This is a genomic window from Rhizomicrobium sp. (genome assembly GCA_037200385.1).
Taxonomy (GTDB): Bacteria; Pseudomonadota; Alphaproteobacteria; order Micropepsales; family Micropepsaceae; genus Rhizomicrobium.
This window is the reverse complement of record JBBCGL010000001.1, coordinates 4708630-4725223: the sequence shown is the minus strand read 5'-3', so window position 1 is coordinate 4725223 and position 16594 is coordinate 4708630. Positions and strand designations below refer to the sequence as shown.

The 16594-nt window shown below is 61.5% G+C and carries 16 protein-coding genes; 5 read left to right on the top strand and 11 right to left on the bottom strand.

Annotated features, from left to right (window positions below; genetic code table 11):
• Positions 1-298: 298 nt before the first annotated feature.
• Positions 299-1519 (top strand): sulfite dehydrogenase, encoded by a 1221-nt coding sequence (gene soxC / locus WDM91_22715; GenBank protein MEI9997425.1) that lies wholly within the window; start codon positions 299-301, stop codon positions 1517-1519.
• A 94-nt stretch (positions 1520-1613) separates the two neighbouring features.
• A complete protein-coding gene (locus tag WDM91_22710; GenBank protein ID MEI9997424.1) occupies positions 1614-2036 on the top strand; it encodes a cytochrome c in 423 nt (140 codons plus the stop codon).
• Positions 2037-2046: 10 nt separating this feature from the next.
• On the opposite strand, the gene WDM91_22705 is transcribed toward WDM91_22710, so the two are convergent.
• Positions 2047-2847, bottom strand: a complete 801-nt coding sequence (locus WDM91_22705; protein MEI9997423.1) for an NADPH-dependent oxidoreductase — start codon at positions 2845-2847, stop codon at positions 2047-2049.
• Positions 2848-2879: 32 nt separating this feature from the next.
• On the bottom strand, positions 2880-3950 hold the full coding sequence (locus WDM91_22700; protein MEI9997422.1) for an LLM class flavin-dependent oxidoreductase: 1071 nt from the start codon (positions 3948-3950) through the stop codon (positions 2880-2882).
• A 200-nt stretch (positions 3951-4150) separates the two neighbouring features.
• On the opposite strand from WDM91_22700, the gene WDM91_22695 reads away from it, so the two are divergent.
• Complete coding sequence (locus WDM91_22695) at positions 4151-5428, top strand: CmcJ/NvfI family oxidoreductase (protein MEI9997421.1); 1278 nt, start codon at positions 4151-4153, stop codon at positions 5426-5428.
• A gap of 93 nt (positions 5429-5521) precedes the next feature.
• Here WDM91_22695 and WDM91_22690 read toward each other — a convergent pair whose 3' ends face one another.
• Both WDM91_22690 and WDM91_22685 read right to left on the bottom strand, forming a co-directional pair.
• Positions 5522-5956 carry a low molecular weight phosphatase family protein gene (locus WDM91_22690; GenBank protein ID MEI9997420.1) on the bottom strand — a complete coding sequence of 145 codons (435 nt, stop codon included), beginning with the start codon at positions 5954-5956 and terminating at the stop codon, positions 5522-5524.
• Positions 5957-6617: 661 nt separating this feature from the next.
• On the bottom strand, positions 6618-6917 hold the full coding sequence (locus tag WDM91_22685) for a hypothetical protein (GenBank protein MEI9997419.1): 300 nt from the start codon (positions 6915-6917) through the stop codon (positions 6618-6620).
• A gap of 105 nt (positions 6918-7022) precedes the next feature.
• On the opposite strand from WDM91_22685, the gene WDM91_22680 reads away from it, so the two are divergent.
• Together WDM91_22680 and WDM91_22675 are read left to right on the top strand one after the other, a co-directional pair.
• Positions 7023-7139, top strand: coding sequence for an Lrp/AsnC family transcriptional regulator (locus WDM91_22680; protein ID MEI9997418.1), 117 nt, complete (start codon positions 7023-7025; stop codon positions 7137-7139).
• A gap of 33 nt (positions 7140-7172) precedes the next feature.
• Positions 7173-7622, top strand: a complete 450-nt coding sequence (locus WDM91_22675; GenBank protein MEI9997417.1) for an Lrp/AsnC ligand binding domain-containing protein — start codon at positions 7173-7175, stop codon at positions 7620-7622.
• Here the strand turns inward: WDM91_22675 and WDM91_22670 are convergent.
• The 7 genes from WDM91_22670 to WDM91_22640 form a co-directional block, all read right to left on the bottom strand.
• On the bottom strand, positions 7605-8645 hold the full coding sequence (locus WDM91_22670; protein MEI9997416.1) for a 3-keto-5-aminohexanoate cleavage protein: 1041 nt from the start codon (positions 8643-8645) through the stop codon (positions 7605-7607). The two genes, WDM91_22675 and WDM91_22670, sit on opposite strands and share 18 nt — an antisense overlap.
• Before the next feature lie 202 nt (positions 8646-8847).
• Complete coding sequence (locus WDM91_22665) at positions 8848-9768, bottom strand: 3-hydroxyacyl-CoA dehydrogenase NAD-binding domain-containing protein (protein MEI9997415.1); 921 nt, start codon at positions 9766-9768, stop codon at positions 8848-8850.
• Positions 9765-10469, bottom strand: coding sequence for a TetR/AcrR family transcriptional regulator (locus WDM91_22660; GenBank protein MEI9997414.1), 705 nt, complete (start codon positions 10467-10469; stop codon positions 9765-9767). Before WDM91_22660 ends, WDM91_22665 begins: the two co-directional genes overlap by 4 nt.
• A 271-nt stretch (positions 10470-10740) precedes the next feature.
• A complete protein-coding gene (locus tag WDM91_22655) occupies positions 10741-12861 on the bottom strand; it encodes a penicillin acylase family protein (GenBank protein ID MEI9997413.1) in 2121 nt (706 codons plus the stop codon).
• A 5-nt stretch (positions 12862-12866) separates the two neighbouring features.
• Entirely contained in the window at positions 12867-13739 is an 873-nt protein-coding gene (locus tag WDM91_22650; protein ID MEI9997412.1) for a M55 family metallopeptidase, read from the bottom strand.
• Positions 13691-15064 (bottom strand): MFS transporter, encoded by a 1374-nt coding sequence (locus WDM91_22645; GenBank protein ID MEI9997411.1) that lies wholly within the window; start codon positions 15062-15064, stop codon positions 13691-13693. The genes WDM91_22650 and WDM91_22645 overlap by 49 nt, the downstream gene beginning before the upstream one ends.
• Positions 15061-16518: a serine hydrolase domain-containing protein gene (locus WDM91_22640; protein MEI9997410.1), complete on the bottom strand. Its 1458-nt coding sequence runs from the start codon at positions 16516-16518 to the stop codon at positions 15061-15063. The genes WDM91_22645 and WDM91_22640 overlap by 4 nt, the downstream gene beginning before the upstream one ends.
• Positions 16519-16594: the final 76 nt, after the last annotated feature.

Here is a 16594-nt window from a genome sequence, read left to right as displayed (position 1 = left end):
GAGCCTACAAATCCCGCGCCGCATCCCCGCACAAATTCATACTCTAGTAAACCGGTATATATTGAACGGTATCGAGTCAATGGGCTTGGCGTTTCCGTCTGTTGTAGGAAGCGTTGCGACCATGCGAGATCAAGCGGAAATGCGCCATGTACAAGGCCGCCATGCCAACCATCGAAGGACCTCGTCCGAGGATGCGTCGTCGACAACGCGTGGCGTTACTATATCGATTTGATATAGTATATCTCGTCTAAGAGCCGCCTGAACCTGGCGGGTCGGCGCGTTTATTCTCCCATGGGCCATGATGCGTAAAACCAATCGCCGCGATCTTCTCAAAGCCGGCATGCTGGGTGCCGTGGTCCCAGTGGCCGCTCGCGCAGAGAACTTCATCACCCCCGCCATGACGACGCCAGCGCAGCCGGGCGCTCCTTATGGCGCGCCGGCTCCGCAGGAATCGGACGTGAAACGGCTGGCCACACCCCTCGCGCCGCAGATTTCGCCCGGCACCGCCTCGTCCCGCACGCCCTTGCACAAGCTGGACGGCATCATCACGCCGAGCGGGCTGCATTATGAGCGGCACCATGCTGGCGTGCCGCAGATCGACCCCACCACACATCGGCTTCTTCTGCACGGGCTGGTCGAGCAGCCGCTGGAATTTTCGATTGCGGCACTGCTGCGCTATCCTCGCGTCAGCCGCATTGCTTTCCTGGAATGCGGCGGTAACAGCGGCGCCAACGCCGCCGCGGTGCCCCCGCAGACCTCGGTGGACCTGATCCACGGACTGGTCTCCTGCAGTGAATGGACCGGCGTTCCGGTAAAGGTGTTGCTCGATGAAGCCGGTGTTCGGCCCGATGCCGCCTGGATCGTGGCCGAAGGCGGCGACGCGGCTTCCATGGCACGCAGCCTGCCGCTTAGACCGGTCTATGAGCATGGCCTGCTGGCATTGTACCAGAACGGCGAGCGCCTGCGTCCCGAACAGGGTTATCCCGTGCGGCTTTTCATGCCGGGCTGGGAAGGCAATCTGAACATCAAGTGGCTGCAGCGCCTGAAGCTGGTGAAAGAACCGGTCTTCACCCGCGAGGAGACTTCAAAGTACACCCAGCTTCAACCGGATGGTACCGCCCGGCAGTTCGATTTCATCATGCCGGTCAAATCGGTGATCGTGACCCCATCGGTCGGAATGGCGCTCAAGCCCGGCTATCAGCAGATCACCGGCCTCGCCTGGTCCGGCCATGGCGCCATACGCAGCGTCGAGATCACGACGGATGGCGCGCGGCATTGGCGGAAGGCCGAACTGTCCGGCCCGATCCTGCCGCAATGCCTCACGCGTTTCCGCTTGGATTGGGCGTGGGACGGCGCGCCTGCCCTGCTGCAAAGCCGGGCCGTCGACAGCGCCGGCCATCATCAGCCGAGTCACGCGGCATGGGTGGCACGGTTCGCGCCCGGCCAGAGCTACCACTACAACGCCGTCCAAAGCTGGCGGGTCGAAGCCGATGGCAAGGTCCACAACGTCTATGCGTAGTCTGATCCCCGCCCTGCTCCTGGCCCTCTTCTGCGGCATAGCCCTCGCCGCGCCGCCGCGTCCGCACCTGGGGGAGCCCGCCAACCCCGGCCGCATGGCGGCCTGGGACATTCTACCGGGCCGCGACGGCGGCAACCTGCCGCCGGGCCATGGCAGCGTTCGCGAAGGGCAAGCCATTTTCGCGGCGCGCTGTGCCATGTGCCATGGCGAAGAAGGCGTGGGCAAACCCGCGGATCGCCTGACTGGCGGCATCGGCTCGCTGACGACGCCCCATCCGCTGCGCACCGTCGCCAGCTACTGGCCCTATGCCACAACCTTGTTCGGCTATATCCGCGTCGCCATGCCGATCAATCAGCCGCGCAGCCTGAATGCCAACGAGGCGTATGCGCTATGCGCTTACATCCTGTCCGTGGACAAGATCGTGGCCCGCGATGCGGTGCTTGGCCCGGCCAATCTTGCGGCCGTGAAAATGCCCAACCGCGGCGGCTTCCGCGCCGTCTGGCCCCGCACGCGCTGAGTTATTGCATTCACCGCAGCTCGAAGCCGAGATTGGCCAGTGCCTCACGCATGCGGTCGCGCCCCGCCAGCGACTTCACGCTTTTCAGCCGCGGGATGGTTCGGCCCAGCCAGCCGATCACGTCGATATTCTGCTCGCGCTGGAAATCGCTCATCTGGACGTCGTAGTGCAGCACCGCCTCGGGCTGCGGAGTCTTGTCATACTGTTCGCGATGCAACACCGCCCGCTGCGGCAAGCGCGGCTTAACGGCGTTGGACACCGCCGGGTCGGGATAGCCGACAGCCATGCCGAACACCGGCATCACGCGCGGGGGCAGTCCGAGCTCGGCAGCCACCTGTTCCGGCTTGTTGCGAATGGCGCCGACATAAACGGCGCCGAGGTCCAGCGATTCCAGCGCCACCACCGCGTTCTGCGCCGCCAGTGCCGCGTCGATGATGCCGATGAACAGCGTCTCGAGGTAATCGATCGCTTCCAGCTTGATCTGACGCTCGGCTGCCACGCGCTCGTTGCGCGATAGATCCGCCAGCCAGACCAGGAACAGAGGCGCCTGACGGATGAAAGCCTGATTCCCGGCCAGTACGCTCAGCCGTACTTTGCGGTCCGGGTCTTCCACTGCCACCACGCTCCAGGTCTGCAGGTTGGAAGAACTGGCGGCGGACTGTGCTGCGGCCACCAGTGTCTCCACCAATCCCGGCGGCAGCGGGGTAGAAGCGAAATCGCGCACGGAGCGGTGATCGACCAGGCCCGCAACAACATCGTTCCAGGGGCCGACGACAGGACCGCTTGGGTCGCGGTTGCGCGCCCACAGCAAGGACTCGGTAGCCTCGTGTGCAGTCATCGCCGTCAGTCGCGCAACAGGGGAAGCAACTGGTCGCCCTGTCGCTTGATCTCGTTCAAATAGGGCGTGTCGGACAGCACGAAATATGAAATGCCCAGGTCGCGGTACTTCTTCAATGAACGCGCGACATCCGCCGCCGAGCCGACCAACCAGGTTGTACCGGCGCCGCCGCCGCCGAACTTGCCCGGTGCGGTGTAGAGATTGTCGTCCAGCACATCGCCCTGCGCCTGCAGGTTCAGCAGCCGCTGCTGGCCCACCGCGACCGAGCGGCGGTGATAATCGAGGCCGCCCTCCGCCTTCTTGGCCATTTCGGCGATCCTTGCTTCCGCATCGGCCCAAGCCTGCTCGGTGGTGTCGCGGACGAAGGTGGTGATGCGCAAGCCGAATTCCAGCGGCGGCAAATCGCGGTCCAACTGCTTGCTTAACGTCTTGAGGCGCTCGATGCGCCCGCGCACGCCATCCAGCGGCTCACCCCAGAAGAGTTGGACATCGGCTTCGGTCGCCGACACCTGTTCGGCCGCATCCGACGCGCCGCCGAAGTAAAGCCTGGGGTGCTTGCGCTCTCCCCGCGCAGCAAGGCGTGGCTGTACGGTCGAGCCGGTCACCTGGAAATGCTCGCCCGAGAAGGTGACATTCTCTTCGGTCCAGAGCCGGCGGACCAGCCGCATAAACTCCTTTGTGCGGGCATAGCGCTGTGCTTGGTCGCCTTCGGTATCGCCATAGGCCGCCAGGTTGTCCTGGCCGGAAACAATGTTGATACGCACCCGGCCGCCGGAAAGGTGATCGAGGGTGGCAGCGGCCGAGGCAAAGTTGGCAGGCCTCCAATATCCCGGACGGATGGCAATCAAGGGTTCGAAACTTGTCGTCCGCGCGGTAAGTGCGGTCGCAACGGTAAAGGTGTCAGGCCGTCCCCAACCGGCGCCGATCAGCGCGCCTTTCCAGCCATGATCCTCCAGCGCCCTGGCGTGGCTCGTGAGGGTATCCAGGCTGTTATGGCTGTCGCCGGCAGAATCGCCGCGATGTCCAGGCGTGATTTGATTGGGAATGTACCAGAGGAACTCCGCCGCGCTACTCATGGCGGTACGTTTCCGGTGTCGAAACCAATGGCATGTGATGGCTGCCCACGTTGTCTCTTCGCCGCCGAACGCTAGCACCCAAATGGCCTATACACTACCAATTTGATAGACATGATATGTATTGTCACACTATCATGTGCGGTGCCGGGTGGGCACTGTTCCGCCGTGGACGTTAGAAACTGCCAAGTTGGGGATGCGCCATGGCTCAACGCGATATCGCGCCTAACAATTCGTCCACGACGGCCAAGCGTGTGTCGTCGGCGTACGTGCCGCCGCTTCAGCGAACGCAAGGCCAGCAGCCGCCGATCGCCGCGAATGGCGGCCTCTCCTATGTGTCGCTGGAACGCGATGGCGACGCAGGCACGACGGCGGCGTTCAATGACGCGCTCAACGAGATCGCCACGGGCGAGGTTCAACGTGTCATCGACACGATCGCAAATGCGCCTCCGGGGCCTATCGAGACCAAATGGGGCCTCGGATTTCGCAGTTACGACGCGTGTCTCGATTACATTCGCGCCAAGGGCATCAAGGCGCCGGACGGCGGTCTAGCGCTGCCCTTGCCCTACTCGGTCCATGAGCGGCCGAACTACTCGGTTGTTTCGTCCAACGCCGTATGGCGCGATCCAGAGCGCGCCGGCACGGCGATGCTTCTGCGTAAGAACGAGAAGGACAGTGGGCGGCTGTCTTTGTACTTCCCGCAGACGATGCGTGACGCGCGGCGCATCGGTGAATACTATCCGGGGCTCTCACCCACTAGCCCGGAATGCATGGACCGGCTTGGCGTGTCCCTGGCGCACCTCGAATCCAAATGCACCAACTTTTACGATTCGGCGGAGGTAGAGCGCGTGTTCTATCCCGAGATCGAGAAACTGCTTCTTGAGTTCTTCCCCGGCGCGACCGATGTGCTGGTCTATAATCACGACGTCTTCGACAAGGACTACACGGGCGACCGAACGGAGGATCAGGAGAAAAAGAATCCGGGCGTGAACGCAGGTTATGCCAACCTCGTGCACAACGATCTGAACGATAACAGCGGCCGCGTGCGCTGTCGCGAGCTGCTTACCAAGAACCTGCGTAACTTCGGACGCGAGATGCAGTACACCAATGAGGAGGCCGACAGGAAGATGTCGCGCCGCTTCATGTCGATCAATCTCGCCAAGCCGATGGAGACGGTCGAGCAATTTCCGTTCGTGCTCTGCGCCTGGCCCTCCTTCGCCGACCAGCCTTACATCACCAACTACCGAATCTACGACGACCGCGTCGGCGAGACCACGCGCTTCACCTACAGGCCCGACCATGAGTGGTATTGGTTCCCGCAGCAGAAGCCCAACGAGGTCTCGATCCTCAAATGCTACGACTCGGTCACCGACGGCTCCGTCTCACGGTGGTCCTTCCATACGGCTTGTGTCGACCCGACCGCACCCGCGAATGCAAGATGCCGTAAGAACGTCGTGGTGCGGTCGTACGTGTTCTTCTGAAGCGGCGACTACGAGGATATATTTCTAGCGAGCGTTTCACCGAACGGCCGAGGCAGGCGGTGAGCGGACCCAGAGCCCTAAATTCCGGAAAGCTCAGGGAGAAGTGATCTGTCGGGCAATTTCGGGCATGACCACGTCCAGAAGTGCCAAGCAGTCCCGATACCCCTGCAGTCCAAATTCATAGGGATCGGGAATGCCGCCGCTCTCCGCGTTGGCAACAAGAATGGTTTTCGATGCATCGCCGATAGCGGCGCGGACATTCTCGGCCTCATCCGGGCCGGCGCAGATGATCCAAGAGTACTGACTGAGATCAAGTTCGCCGATATGACGCCTCGTGTGGCCGGTCAGGTCGATACCACGCTCGTTCATGCACAGGATGGACCTCTGGTTCGCGCCAAGTCCCGCCCCCTCCCTGCGAACGCCAGCACTCTCGACCTGAAAGGCCCCGCCTAGGTGCTGTTGCAGAACAGCCTGCATCATCGGGCTGCGGCTGCTATTGGCCAGACAGACGCACAAGACCTTTTCCATCAACGAATTTCGCTCCAACAGCGGACGTCGTCAATGTCCAAGACGGGTCGGTAGCGGTCAAAAGAGGCAGTGTTTCTGCCGAGTGGTACGGCGCGCCAAAAACAGGGGATGTGAGGGGCAATCTTCCCTGTTATCTGAATTTCTCTCCCTGGTATCGCACCGCGTCTTCCCTGTTTTTTCGAGGGCGATATCAGGTGCAAAGTCGAACAGGTGCCCGTGGAATGGGGCTTTCCCGACACGCTGGCGCACCAAACTTGCGCTCAACAGAGATTCTTCCCTGTTTTTGTCCCTGATATTCTTGCTTGTCGGGAGCACAGTTCGATCGACCCAACCCGCCCAGGCACGAACTCCGACCTCCAGTTCGGGCCGAAGTGGAGGTCTCCGACCTGGAGATGGAGACCGGCGGCGGGATGGCGCAAAAATTCCCCGAACTTTGAGTCTCCGCCACAGGACCGGAGACCGGGCACACGCCCAATGCCGCCGCAATCGGCGTCGTTCGCGCCGGCGAATGGAGGTTCGGAGTTTTATCGAAATGGAATGGTACAGGGCACCAACTGCTTCGAACTCTGCTCGTCACGGACCCCACATTTGGAGCAGGAGCGCTTCCTTCATCCAGGAGCGGGCAGGGGTCCGACTCTTGTCATTGCAGCATCATTGGCTGTCAGCCCGCACATCCCACGCCACCAGCTCCGATGCGATCCTTTGCGATCGACATCCTTGCGCGCCGGACGCAGGGCATTCCCGAAAGTTTCGCAATCAGAAAGCGGGCCTTCGCCGGCTCCAAACCCGGAAATTCCGCGACAAAGAGGGATTTGCCCGCGGACCGTGAGCGCAGCGTAAGCGCCGCCGGCACAAGACCGGCGACGGTAAAGATCTGCAACACCCGCGCGAGCGTTCCAGGCTCCGCACTGAGGCTCACGAAAATTTTGGCACTCTGCGGCTTGAAAAGGCGCGATCCCATCAAAACACACTATCGAACTGTAAAAACAGTCTTTTGGCTTTCTTGCCCCAATTCCCAATTTACGTGCATGACAATGCGGCAAATAACCGAATTTGGGGTTCGTTCATGCTCAGTAGGCTCGACGCCATTGCCCTTGAGCAGCTCGATGTGCCGCAGCACGATTGCTCGCCCTCCGCAGCCGAACTGGCGGACAGAGTCGGGCTGTCGCAGTCGCCCTGTTAGCGGCGTGTCCAAAGGCTCAAGGACGAGTGCTACATGAGGCACGAGATCGCGATCCTCGATCGCGAGAAGTCCGGTCTCAATGCCCAAATTTTCGCGCGGGTCAAACTGTCCGCGCATGGACGAACCCATCTCGCCGAGTTCTCGAAGGCCGTGCAATCGTTCCCCGAAGTTTTGGAATGCTATGTCATGCTGGGCGAAATCGATGTCCTCCTGCGTATCGTCACGGCCGACGTCAACGCCTATGAGAGGTTTTTCTTCGAACGACTGTCCCCCCCCCCGGCGTACAGGAGATCAACTCGACCGTTGCGCTGTCCGAAATCAAGGCTTCGAGCGCATTGCCCTTGGCCGGATACAAGCCGACGTCTGCAAAACGGCAGCCGCGGCGGAGGGCGAAACCGCAACCGAACGCCAGCCGCCCCGGGGTTGTCCGCGGCGCCCGTTACCCTGATGGCCTCCGAGCCCAGCTCAGAAGGCGACATTTGAGGCGCCTTTCAGATCCAGCATGGCGCGCGCTTCCGCCGGCGTGGCAATCTGGTGGCCGAGCTCTTCCAAAATGCGACGGATCTTTGCGACCTGCTGGGCGTTGCTCTCCGCGAGCTGGCCGCGGCCGATATACAGACTGTCTTCGAGGCCGACGCGCACGCAGCCTCCCATTGTTGCGCACAATGTCAGGAACGGCATCTGGTGTTTGCCGACGGCTATGCACGAGAGGAAGTAGTCCTCACCGAACAATTTATCAGCGGTCTGGCGCATGTGCATGAGATGGTCGGGATCGGCACCGATCCCGCCCAGCACGCCGAGGATGCACTGAATGAGAAAAGGCGGCTTCAGCAGCTTTCGATCGACAAAATGGGCCAACGTATGGAGGTGTCCCACGTCATAGCACTCGAACTCGAACCGAGTGCCGTACGCTTCGCCGACCTCATGAATCACGCGTTCGATCATCGCGAAAGTGTTGGGATAGATCATGTCCGCCGTCGCTTCCAGATACGGCTTCTCCCAGTCGTGTTTCCAGGCATCGTATTTCTTGGCGAGATCGAAGATCCCGAAATTCATCGAGCCCATGTTCAGCGAGACCAGTTCCGGCTTGGCACGGTGTGCCGGCGCAAGCCGCTGTTCCAGCGTCATCCCAAGTCCGCCGCCGGTGGTGATATTCAGGACCGCGTCCGTCGCTTGCTTTATGCGTGGAAGAAACCGCATGTACAGGGCTTCATCCTGCGATGGGCGGCCGTCTTTCGGTTCGCGCGCATGCAGATGGATGATGGCTGCGCCCGCCTCCGCGGCGGCAACCGACTGTGCGACGATCTCGTCAGCGGTGACCGGAAGATATTCCGACATCGTTGGCGTGTGAACCGAACCGGTAACGGCACAGGTTATGATCACTTTTCCAGCGGTTCTCACAATCATTCTCCAGTTCGGAGCGCCGATCGCGCGCCCCTGCGGCTCGCCCTCGGCACGAATATTCGAGGATCGAGCTCGCAGCGGGACGTCGCGTGGCGCAAGCACGTTGCGGTCATCCGATACCGGCGATATTAGTCAACACTGACTGTTTGTGCAACAGACCGCATCGGCGTCACACGCTGCTTCGCCTGATGCAACAAAGTGCGACCGCCGCCCGTTCGACTCGAAAATGGACGATCGCTTGGCGTACGAACGGCATCCGCGCCGCCGGCGCGTATCGCGATCGGAGTCTGCAAGCGGCCGGCAATCAAATCCGATTTGGATTCAATATCGGTTGCAGGCGCTGGAGAAGCCGACCGCGCCGCGCTTTTGCCTCCACGATCTCCGCAGGGGACACCTTGCTGTCTCTAAAATCCGCTATGCGCTTGATTGTGTCGTCCTCCAAAGCGAAAGGCTGCCGCAGCTCCTCCATCAGGGGCCAAAGCACCGGGATTGCCTTCGACAGATAGTCGGCAAAAGAGCCCGATCCATTGAGGTGAAGCGTTTCGAACGGACCACTGGTCGCCCAACGCAATCCCAAACCGTCCCGTATCGCCAGGTCGATGTCCGCAGGATCGACGATGTCTTCCTGCACCAACCATAGCGCCTCAGCCAAGACGGCGAGCTGCAGGCGATTGGTGGCAAAGCCGGACACGTCGCGCTTGAGTGCGATTACCGTCTGCCCGAGCTGCTGAAGGAAGTCCCGCGCGCTCTGCACGGTTTCCGCGCTCGTTTCCGCGCCCGGCACGATCTCCACCAACGGAATAAGATGGGGAGGATTGAGCGGATGGGCGACAAGGCACCGGTCGCTCGCAGCGCTGCCTTCCGCTATGTCCCCGCAACGAAAAGTCGAGGTCGAACTCAGGAACAACCCGCTTGGACTGCCGCACGTTTCGAACATCGCCAGCACCGATCGCTTGACCGACAAGTCCTCGGCGACGGCTTCGAGAACCACGGCGGCATCGAGCATTGCCTCCCCGATCGTATCGACAACCCGTATGCGCTCTTGTGCGCCCAGCGCGACGCTTTGGGAACCGGTCGCCGACAACGTCTCGACGATCCGCTCCCGCGCCGAAAGCGCCGCACCGCGGTCGGCATCATAGACCCGGACATCGTGACCCTTCGTGGCGCAAAGCGCGGCCCAATTTCGGCCGATGACACCGGCGCCGATGCATGCGACTGTCGTCATCGTGATTTGACCTTTCTTGCGTTGCCGTTCGGCTTGGCGATCGCCCCGGCGGCATGTTGCGCGACACAATCTTCAATGAGATGTGCCAAGGTCGGACCGATCGCCTCCCATATCTGGCGGCTCACCGCGGCGCCGCGCACGATCGACATCAGCGACAATCCACGCATCACATCCAAGGCCGCCTCGAGAAGGTCTCTAAGGCGAGCGTTCTTCATCGCTTCGGCGCCGTAGAAGTCCTCGAACGTCTTGCTGAGGACGATGGCCGTCTCGGCGCTGGAATTCTTGCAGGCCTGGCGGATCTTCTTATCCGTGCGCGCGGCGTTGAAGAATTCGAGCTGCACGAAGAACAAATCGCCGTAGGCCGTCCGATAGATCAAATTCAATAGCCGCTGACTTCGATCTCCCGAAGCCAGTCCGGATGCCGCCCTTTCGATCTCCCGCACGCGCATGGTCCGAAGATACGAAATGGCGCTGACCATCGTTTCTTCCAGCGTCGCGAAATGATGCAAATAGGTTCCACGCCCGACCCCCGAGCGACGAACGATCTCGGCTGTCGTCGTTCTCGAATATCCAACCTCCAGCAGACTGTCGATCGTCGCCATCATCAGCCTGAGCCGCGTCTCGACGCTGCGCGCCTGCTGGGGAATTCGCGGTTCGGTCCGCTTCCTGTTCGCCTTGATGCTTGCCGCTGAGCTTGCCAACGTTTTTCTCCCATTCTTGCCTGGCGCCGGCCAAGAACTGTGCAGACAACAAACCTGTAAGTTAGATATACGTCGAACAAACGGGAGGGTTGCCCGGCCGGCTCCCGAAGGAGCAGGGACCGAAGCGGCTGCCGCTGTCTCTTGGCCAATAGGGCGGCATCACCCCCAGCCCCATCACGATTTGGAACGATAATCATAGGATAGGGCCGTAAGCAATAGAAACAGTCTGCGCAGACCCATTTGCAGCTGCACACAGCGTCAGCCCTTCCCGCTATTCTTGTGCTGCCGGAAGCGTGTCGATCTCCAAGATCGGCGGCGCGACGCCGAGCAACTCATCTTCGTCGAAGAGCGTCGGAAACAGGATTCCGTCGCCGGTTGCGCGCGCACCCGCCGCATTCAAAGCGACGCCTGCATCGTCGCGTCGACCATTCAGCAATCGCCAGAAGCTGGTCGGCTTGGCGCCGAACACCGTCAGCTGCGGTTGGCGTTGTCCGTAGACCAAAGCCATCCGGCCGCCCGCTCCGCTCGGGCGGCAGAACATATTCCGAAGCGTCGTGAAGCTGGCGTCGTCGGCACGAAATATGATCCCGCCGACCGGCACATCCTCTTCCTCCGTCCGGGCGACAAAGACGCTTCCCAGTGTTGCCGGAGATTCCGCATCCAATTCGGCGATGCGCAGAGCGGCGCTTCGAAGGGCGCGCACGAAACCGGCCATCTCCGCCGTTTCAAGCGCCGCGTCGCCGGCCAGACTTCGCAACACGCTTCCCTCTTCGGCCAGGGACGTCATTACAATATAGAAGACAAGTGCTTCCCGGGACGTCCTCGCCGCTCGACCATCAAATCGTGCAATCGCGTCCAGCAAAGCGTCCCCGGCCGCGTCGGTTCCGCCCCCTGCCCGCTTGCATGCCGTCCGCGCGGCGGCGATTCGCCCTTTCCAGAGCGGGACATCGGGCCAAAGCTCGTCGTGAAGAATCTTCAGCGCGGAATTGAGATCGTGCTTCGAACTCGCCGCGAGAAGATGACGCAATCTCTTGCTGCGCCATAGATCGAGTCCCGGTGCGTCGCCGAAGACCTCTTTCGCGTACATCGATGGGTCGACATTCTGGGCGTCAAACATCACATCCGCCGAGCCGTTGCAATTCTGCACGAACCCGGCGCTCGGATTGACGATGTGGACTTGCGATCCGAACGGGTGAAACCCCGCCCAACGGCCACGCTCGCATTCCGCGGGAACCACCATTGTCCCATCATAGGGAGGGTTCCTCTTGGGAATTCGGCCGGGCTTGGCGAACAGAGCCATGCCGTCGGCCGTGCCGATGATCAGGTTGGTCGCCGGAAGATCGAGGCTTTCGAGAATTCCAAGAACACTTTGCCGATCGGACGCTTCCTGGAGGCGGAACATGAGCGCGTCGGTCGCTCCGGCGCGATGCATGTAGGGCGTACAGACGGCATAGGCTTCGCCGTTCGCCTCGGCCACGATCGGCGATCGAACCTCGTTGAGAACGGCATGGCGGATGCGATTTGATATCGAGGCGTCGGTCCCGTCTGCGGCGGAGCGATCCACATCGCCTGCGGATTCGTCAACCGCTTCGCCCGGACCAGCGGGCGCGCCGTCGAGGCGAATCGAATAGCAATCGGAGACGCGATTGCCGCCATCGGTCCAGCCCCAGGCGGTGAAAGGAGAATGCCCCTTCAACAGCCAAGGCAGGCCGATCACCGTCGTTCCCGCCGCCTTGAACGCGGCGCAATCGATCCGAAATGCCGTCATTCGGCCGACGCCGTGAAACTGCGCGTGACTGTCGGTCACGTGGATGAGTGAACCGTCGGCGGTCCGCTCCGGCATGATCACCCAGGCGTTGGACGATCCCATCAAATCCATATCCAGGATATCCAGCACGCTGGCCCCTCTGACGGCTGCGACGCCGTGCCGACCCAGGGCGGAAAGGGCGGAGTGTGTCGCAAAGAACCACAGGAAAGCGCGCGAGAGCGCCAGGGGAAACCACGGCTGTAACGGAGGTGCCCATTCCGGCCAGGATTGCGGCTTGGCGGCAGCATAGGCACCGATACCGTCGCTGAAGGCGCATAAGGCGTCCTGCCAGACCTTGTCGAGCCGATCGAACCCGAGCCGCGCCTCTTCCGCGTGGTTCCACAGCGCGACATGGAAATCCGACAACGCGGCATCGCGGATTCCCAATTCGAAAATCCGATCCGGCGGCAATCGCGCCGTATCCCCGATCGCCCAGGCGTAGCGTGCCATCATTTCGGGCAGCCAGTCCTCCGCCAGGGCGTAACCCAGGCCGAAATGTCCGTCGACTCGCGTCGCGGCATAGACGTGCGGCACCCCGTTCGGGTCCCGGATGATCTTCGCCTTGCCGATATTGCGATCAAGCATTTCGCCTACGCCCCTGGCGTCGGGCTATAGAACGTCACGAAGACGAGGAAGCGGACCACATCCAGGAAATCATCGCTGCGATAGACAACCGATGTCGCGCCGGTGCGCTCGCAGATCGGAAGCAACGAAAGCACCTCGGCCGTGAGATGCTGACGAAACGTTATTTCGAGCTCGAACGGTCCCGGCACGACGAAGGGCTTGACGTTCCCGCGATCCTCGATCGCCCGCGCGGCACCTTCGCGCAGCAAGGCATAAGCCTTTTCCGGCAACACGGTCTCGACGCTTTGATAGGAGACCGCCCGCTTCACCGCTACGCCGTGGACATTGCCGAGCAGCGCCTGCGCGTTGGCGACATACTGGTCGTCGCCCGAAACCATGAGAACCGGAATTCCGAAACAGCCGGCGGTCGCCGCGCTGATGAGGGTCTCGGAGCATTCGCGCCCGTTCAGTCGAACGCCCGCGATGAGCCTGCCGAATATGGTGTGCGACAGCACGCCGTTCGCCTCGGTTGCGGAGCTGTGGTAGCCGATCAGGAACGCACCGTCGAACGACCCGCGCTGAATGCCCTCCATCATCAGCAGCTCGCGCGGCCAGCTGCGCACGACGGAGACATTTTCCGGAAGTTCGTCCAGCAGAAGATTCATTCCGTTGCCGTGACCATCAGCCAAAACGAGCTCGGTTGCGCCGCTGGAAAGGGCCGCCTCGCACACCGACCGCGCCGAGCGGGTCATCCAGGCTCTCGCCTTCTCATATTCATGGCCTCCCGGAGCACCTTGAACATGGCTGGTCACGCCGACGATCCCCTCGATGTCGCACGAAACGTAGAACCTCATGGAACGACCTCGAAGGAATTGAGGCCCGCTGATCGCTCCAGCCATCGCCGGATTGTCAACTGCCGCGCCTGGGTCAGCGGAAACCACCAGATCAGGCACGCGCTGATCAGCTGGAGCAGGATCGGAATGGCGCCGACGCCCAACTTCAATCCGAGAATCGCAGAGGTCGTCAGGGGTTGGGAACGGCTGAGATCCAATCCGAAGAAGCCGACGATGGTCAGGGCCAAGCCGGCGCCGATCCCGCTGTTGAATTTGACCACAAGCGTAACAAGCGAGGAGACGGACCCCGCTTTCATCTTGCCGCTTCGGAGCGTCTCGTAATCGATGATGTCACCCATCATCGCGCCGGGGCAAACCAACAAACAGCCCATCGCGATCGACATCACCGTATAGACCGCGACGAATTGAATGGCCGCGTGAGCCGACGGCTGGATCATGATGATTGCAACAGTGCAGATCGACGTCGCTATCGTTCCAATCGCCCATGCGCGCTCGCGGCCGAACCGTCGGACCAGCTCTATCCACAGCGGGATCGAGAACAGATTGGCGAACAGCGAAAGGAGCAGGATGATCGAATACCAGCTCGCGATCCCGAGATATTTATCCATGTACAGATATCCCAAAGCGGCCTGCATTCCCGAAGCGGTCCCGGACAAGATGAAGGTCGCCAGGAAGTTCTGAAGCGGTTTGTTGGCCACGACGACCGCGAGGGCCTGCAGTGGATTTTCCATCGCCCGATCGGTCGGCACGCCGGTGTGAGGCGTGAATATCATCGCCACCGCCACGCTGAGGGGGAGCAGGATGAGCGTCACCCAGCCCACGGCATTCAGAAAATGCTGGTCGAAATGAGGAACGCCCGACGCGGCGGCATATGGAATAAGCGCGAAGATGATGCTGCCCAGCATCTGAAAGGCAGAGCGATACCCCTGGATCAGGGAACGGCGATTGTAGTCCCGCGTGATTTCCGCCGCCCAGGCGGCATAGGGAATTTCCAATACCGTCCAGGCCAGGAACAGGAAGAACATCGCCGAAGCGTAGTACACGATGCCGGGCGTGACGGGCGGCAGGTAGAGCAAAAACGCGGCCATGCAGCTCACAGCGGCGCCGCCGATGATCCAGGGCTTGCGCGCTCCCAGACGGCTGCGGGTCAAATCCGACAGATATCCGATGACCGGATCGCACACCGCGTCCAATATCCGGCAAAGGAAAAATACAAATCCGATCTGGATCAGCGGGATCGAAAACTGCTTGGCATAGATCACCGGCACGATCGTCGCGATGGGATAGTTCATGATCGCCATCGGAATGGACGGCAGCGCAAACGCCGCCACGACGGGATCGATGAAGCGAGCAACTCCCTTTCCGATCATATGGCGTTGTTTCCGTCTTCCGAATTTGCGCGAAATTCGCCCAAGGGGCTGAATCGAACGGCCTCCGCGTCGCCGACGTCTACGCTCCACGGGTTTTCCCCGCCTCTGAACGTAAACACGGGAGAATACAGCGGGCGAGCCAGCAAACGCCCCATTTCGTCACGAACAACCGTGGAGTTGTACGTCGGCGCATCGTCGAACGTCAGGCGAACATCCGAACCGGATTCCTCGACCCGCAGCAGGCCGTTTTCCGGATGCCGGTAAATTCCCGGGATCAGCGCTCCCCGGGCCGATGAGACGCTCGTGGGATAGACGGCATCCGGTGTCGGAAACTCCGATCCCAGCGCCACCGTCTCGCGACGCGGCAAATCGGCGCCCGTGAGCCAGGCCACAATGTCTTCCGACACGTTCATCGGGAAATACGAGAACAAATTGCAAAGCACCGCAACGGCGATCCCGAATTGGGGCACGAGAATGATATTGGATGCGTATCCAAAATCTCCGCCCGCATGACGGACGATCCGCAGCCCCTTGTCGACGACCGTCTGCCAACCCAGGCAATAGGCCTTCAGACCCTCTGTGGACGCAATACCGGCAACGTCGTCGCCGCGCGGCGTGGCCACGATATGGGCCCGTTGCATTTCCGCGATGTCTTCAGGCCGCAAGCCCGCCAGGCTGAGCTCGGGCTCCATCGCTAGCTGGCATCGCAGCCAGGGGATGAGATCCGAGGCGGTCAGCCACAGCTGGCCGGCCCCGATATATTGTTCGTGGGTGGCGAGCCCGATATCGGCAACCGCCTCGTCGATCACCATATGGCCCGAGGCAAGACGCGACCGATGTGCCGATGCGGCGATGCCGCCGATTGCGCCCTCCATGCCCAACGGCTGAAATATCTGCCGCGCGAGAGACGCCAGGAAATCGCCGCCGTCTATGCGCCCCAGCGCGGCGGCCGCAGCCGAATGCCCAAGATTGAAATATTGGTATTCGGTTCGAAACTCCCGCTCCTGCCTCACATGGCGGACGCGATCGAACAGGTCGAAAACGGTCATCTGCGGTCGAGCGCCGAAACCCGTGATTCCCGATTTCGACAAGCCGATTCGATTCGAGCACAGATCCCGGATCGTGACCTGCCCGGTATACCAGCGCTCGCCCAGATCGAATTCCGGCAGGATCTGGTCGATCCTTGTCTCCCAGTCGAGGCGTCCAGCGGCGACCTCCCGGCCCGCCAGCGCCGAGGTGAACGCCTTGCTGCATGAGGCGATATTGAAAGCGGTCCGGGGCCCGACCTCTCCACCCGCATCGAGCGAGGAGACGCCGCCGCATTTGACGTAAGACATGCCCCGCGACAGCGCAACGACGGCATAACCGGGAACGCCGAACCCGCGGGCGCTATCCTCGACGTGACGCACCAGGGCCGCGGCCAGGTCGCTCAACGGCTTGGGAGGATTAGACATGATCATTCTCGCCCTGATTCCATCAAGTCCGGTTACCGAAATTCCGCGAATTGTGGCTGAGCGGGGACCGCGGCAC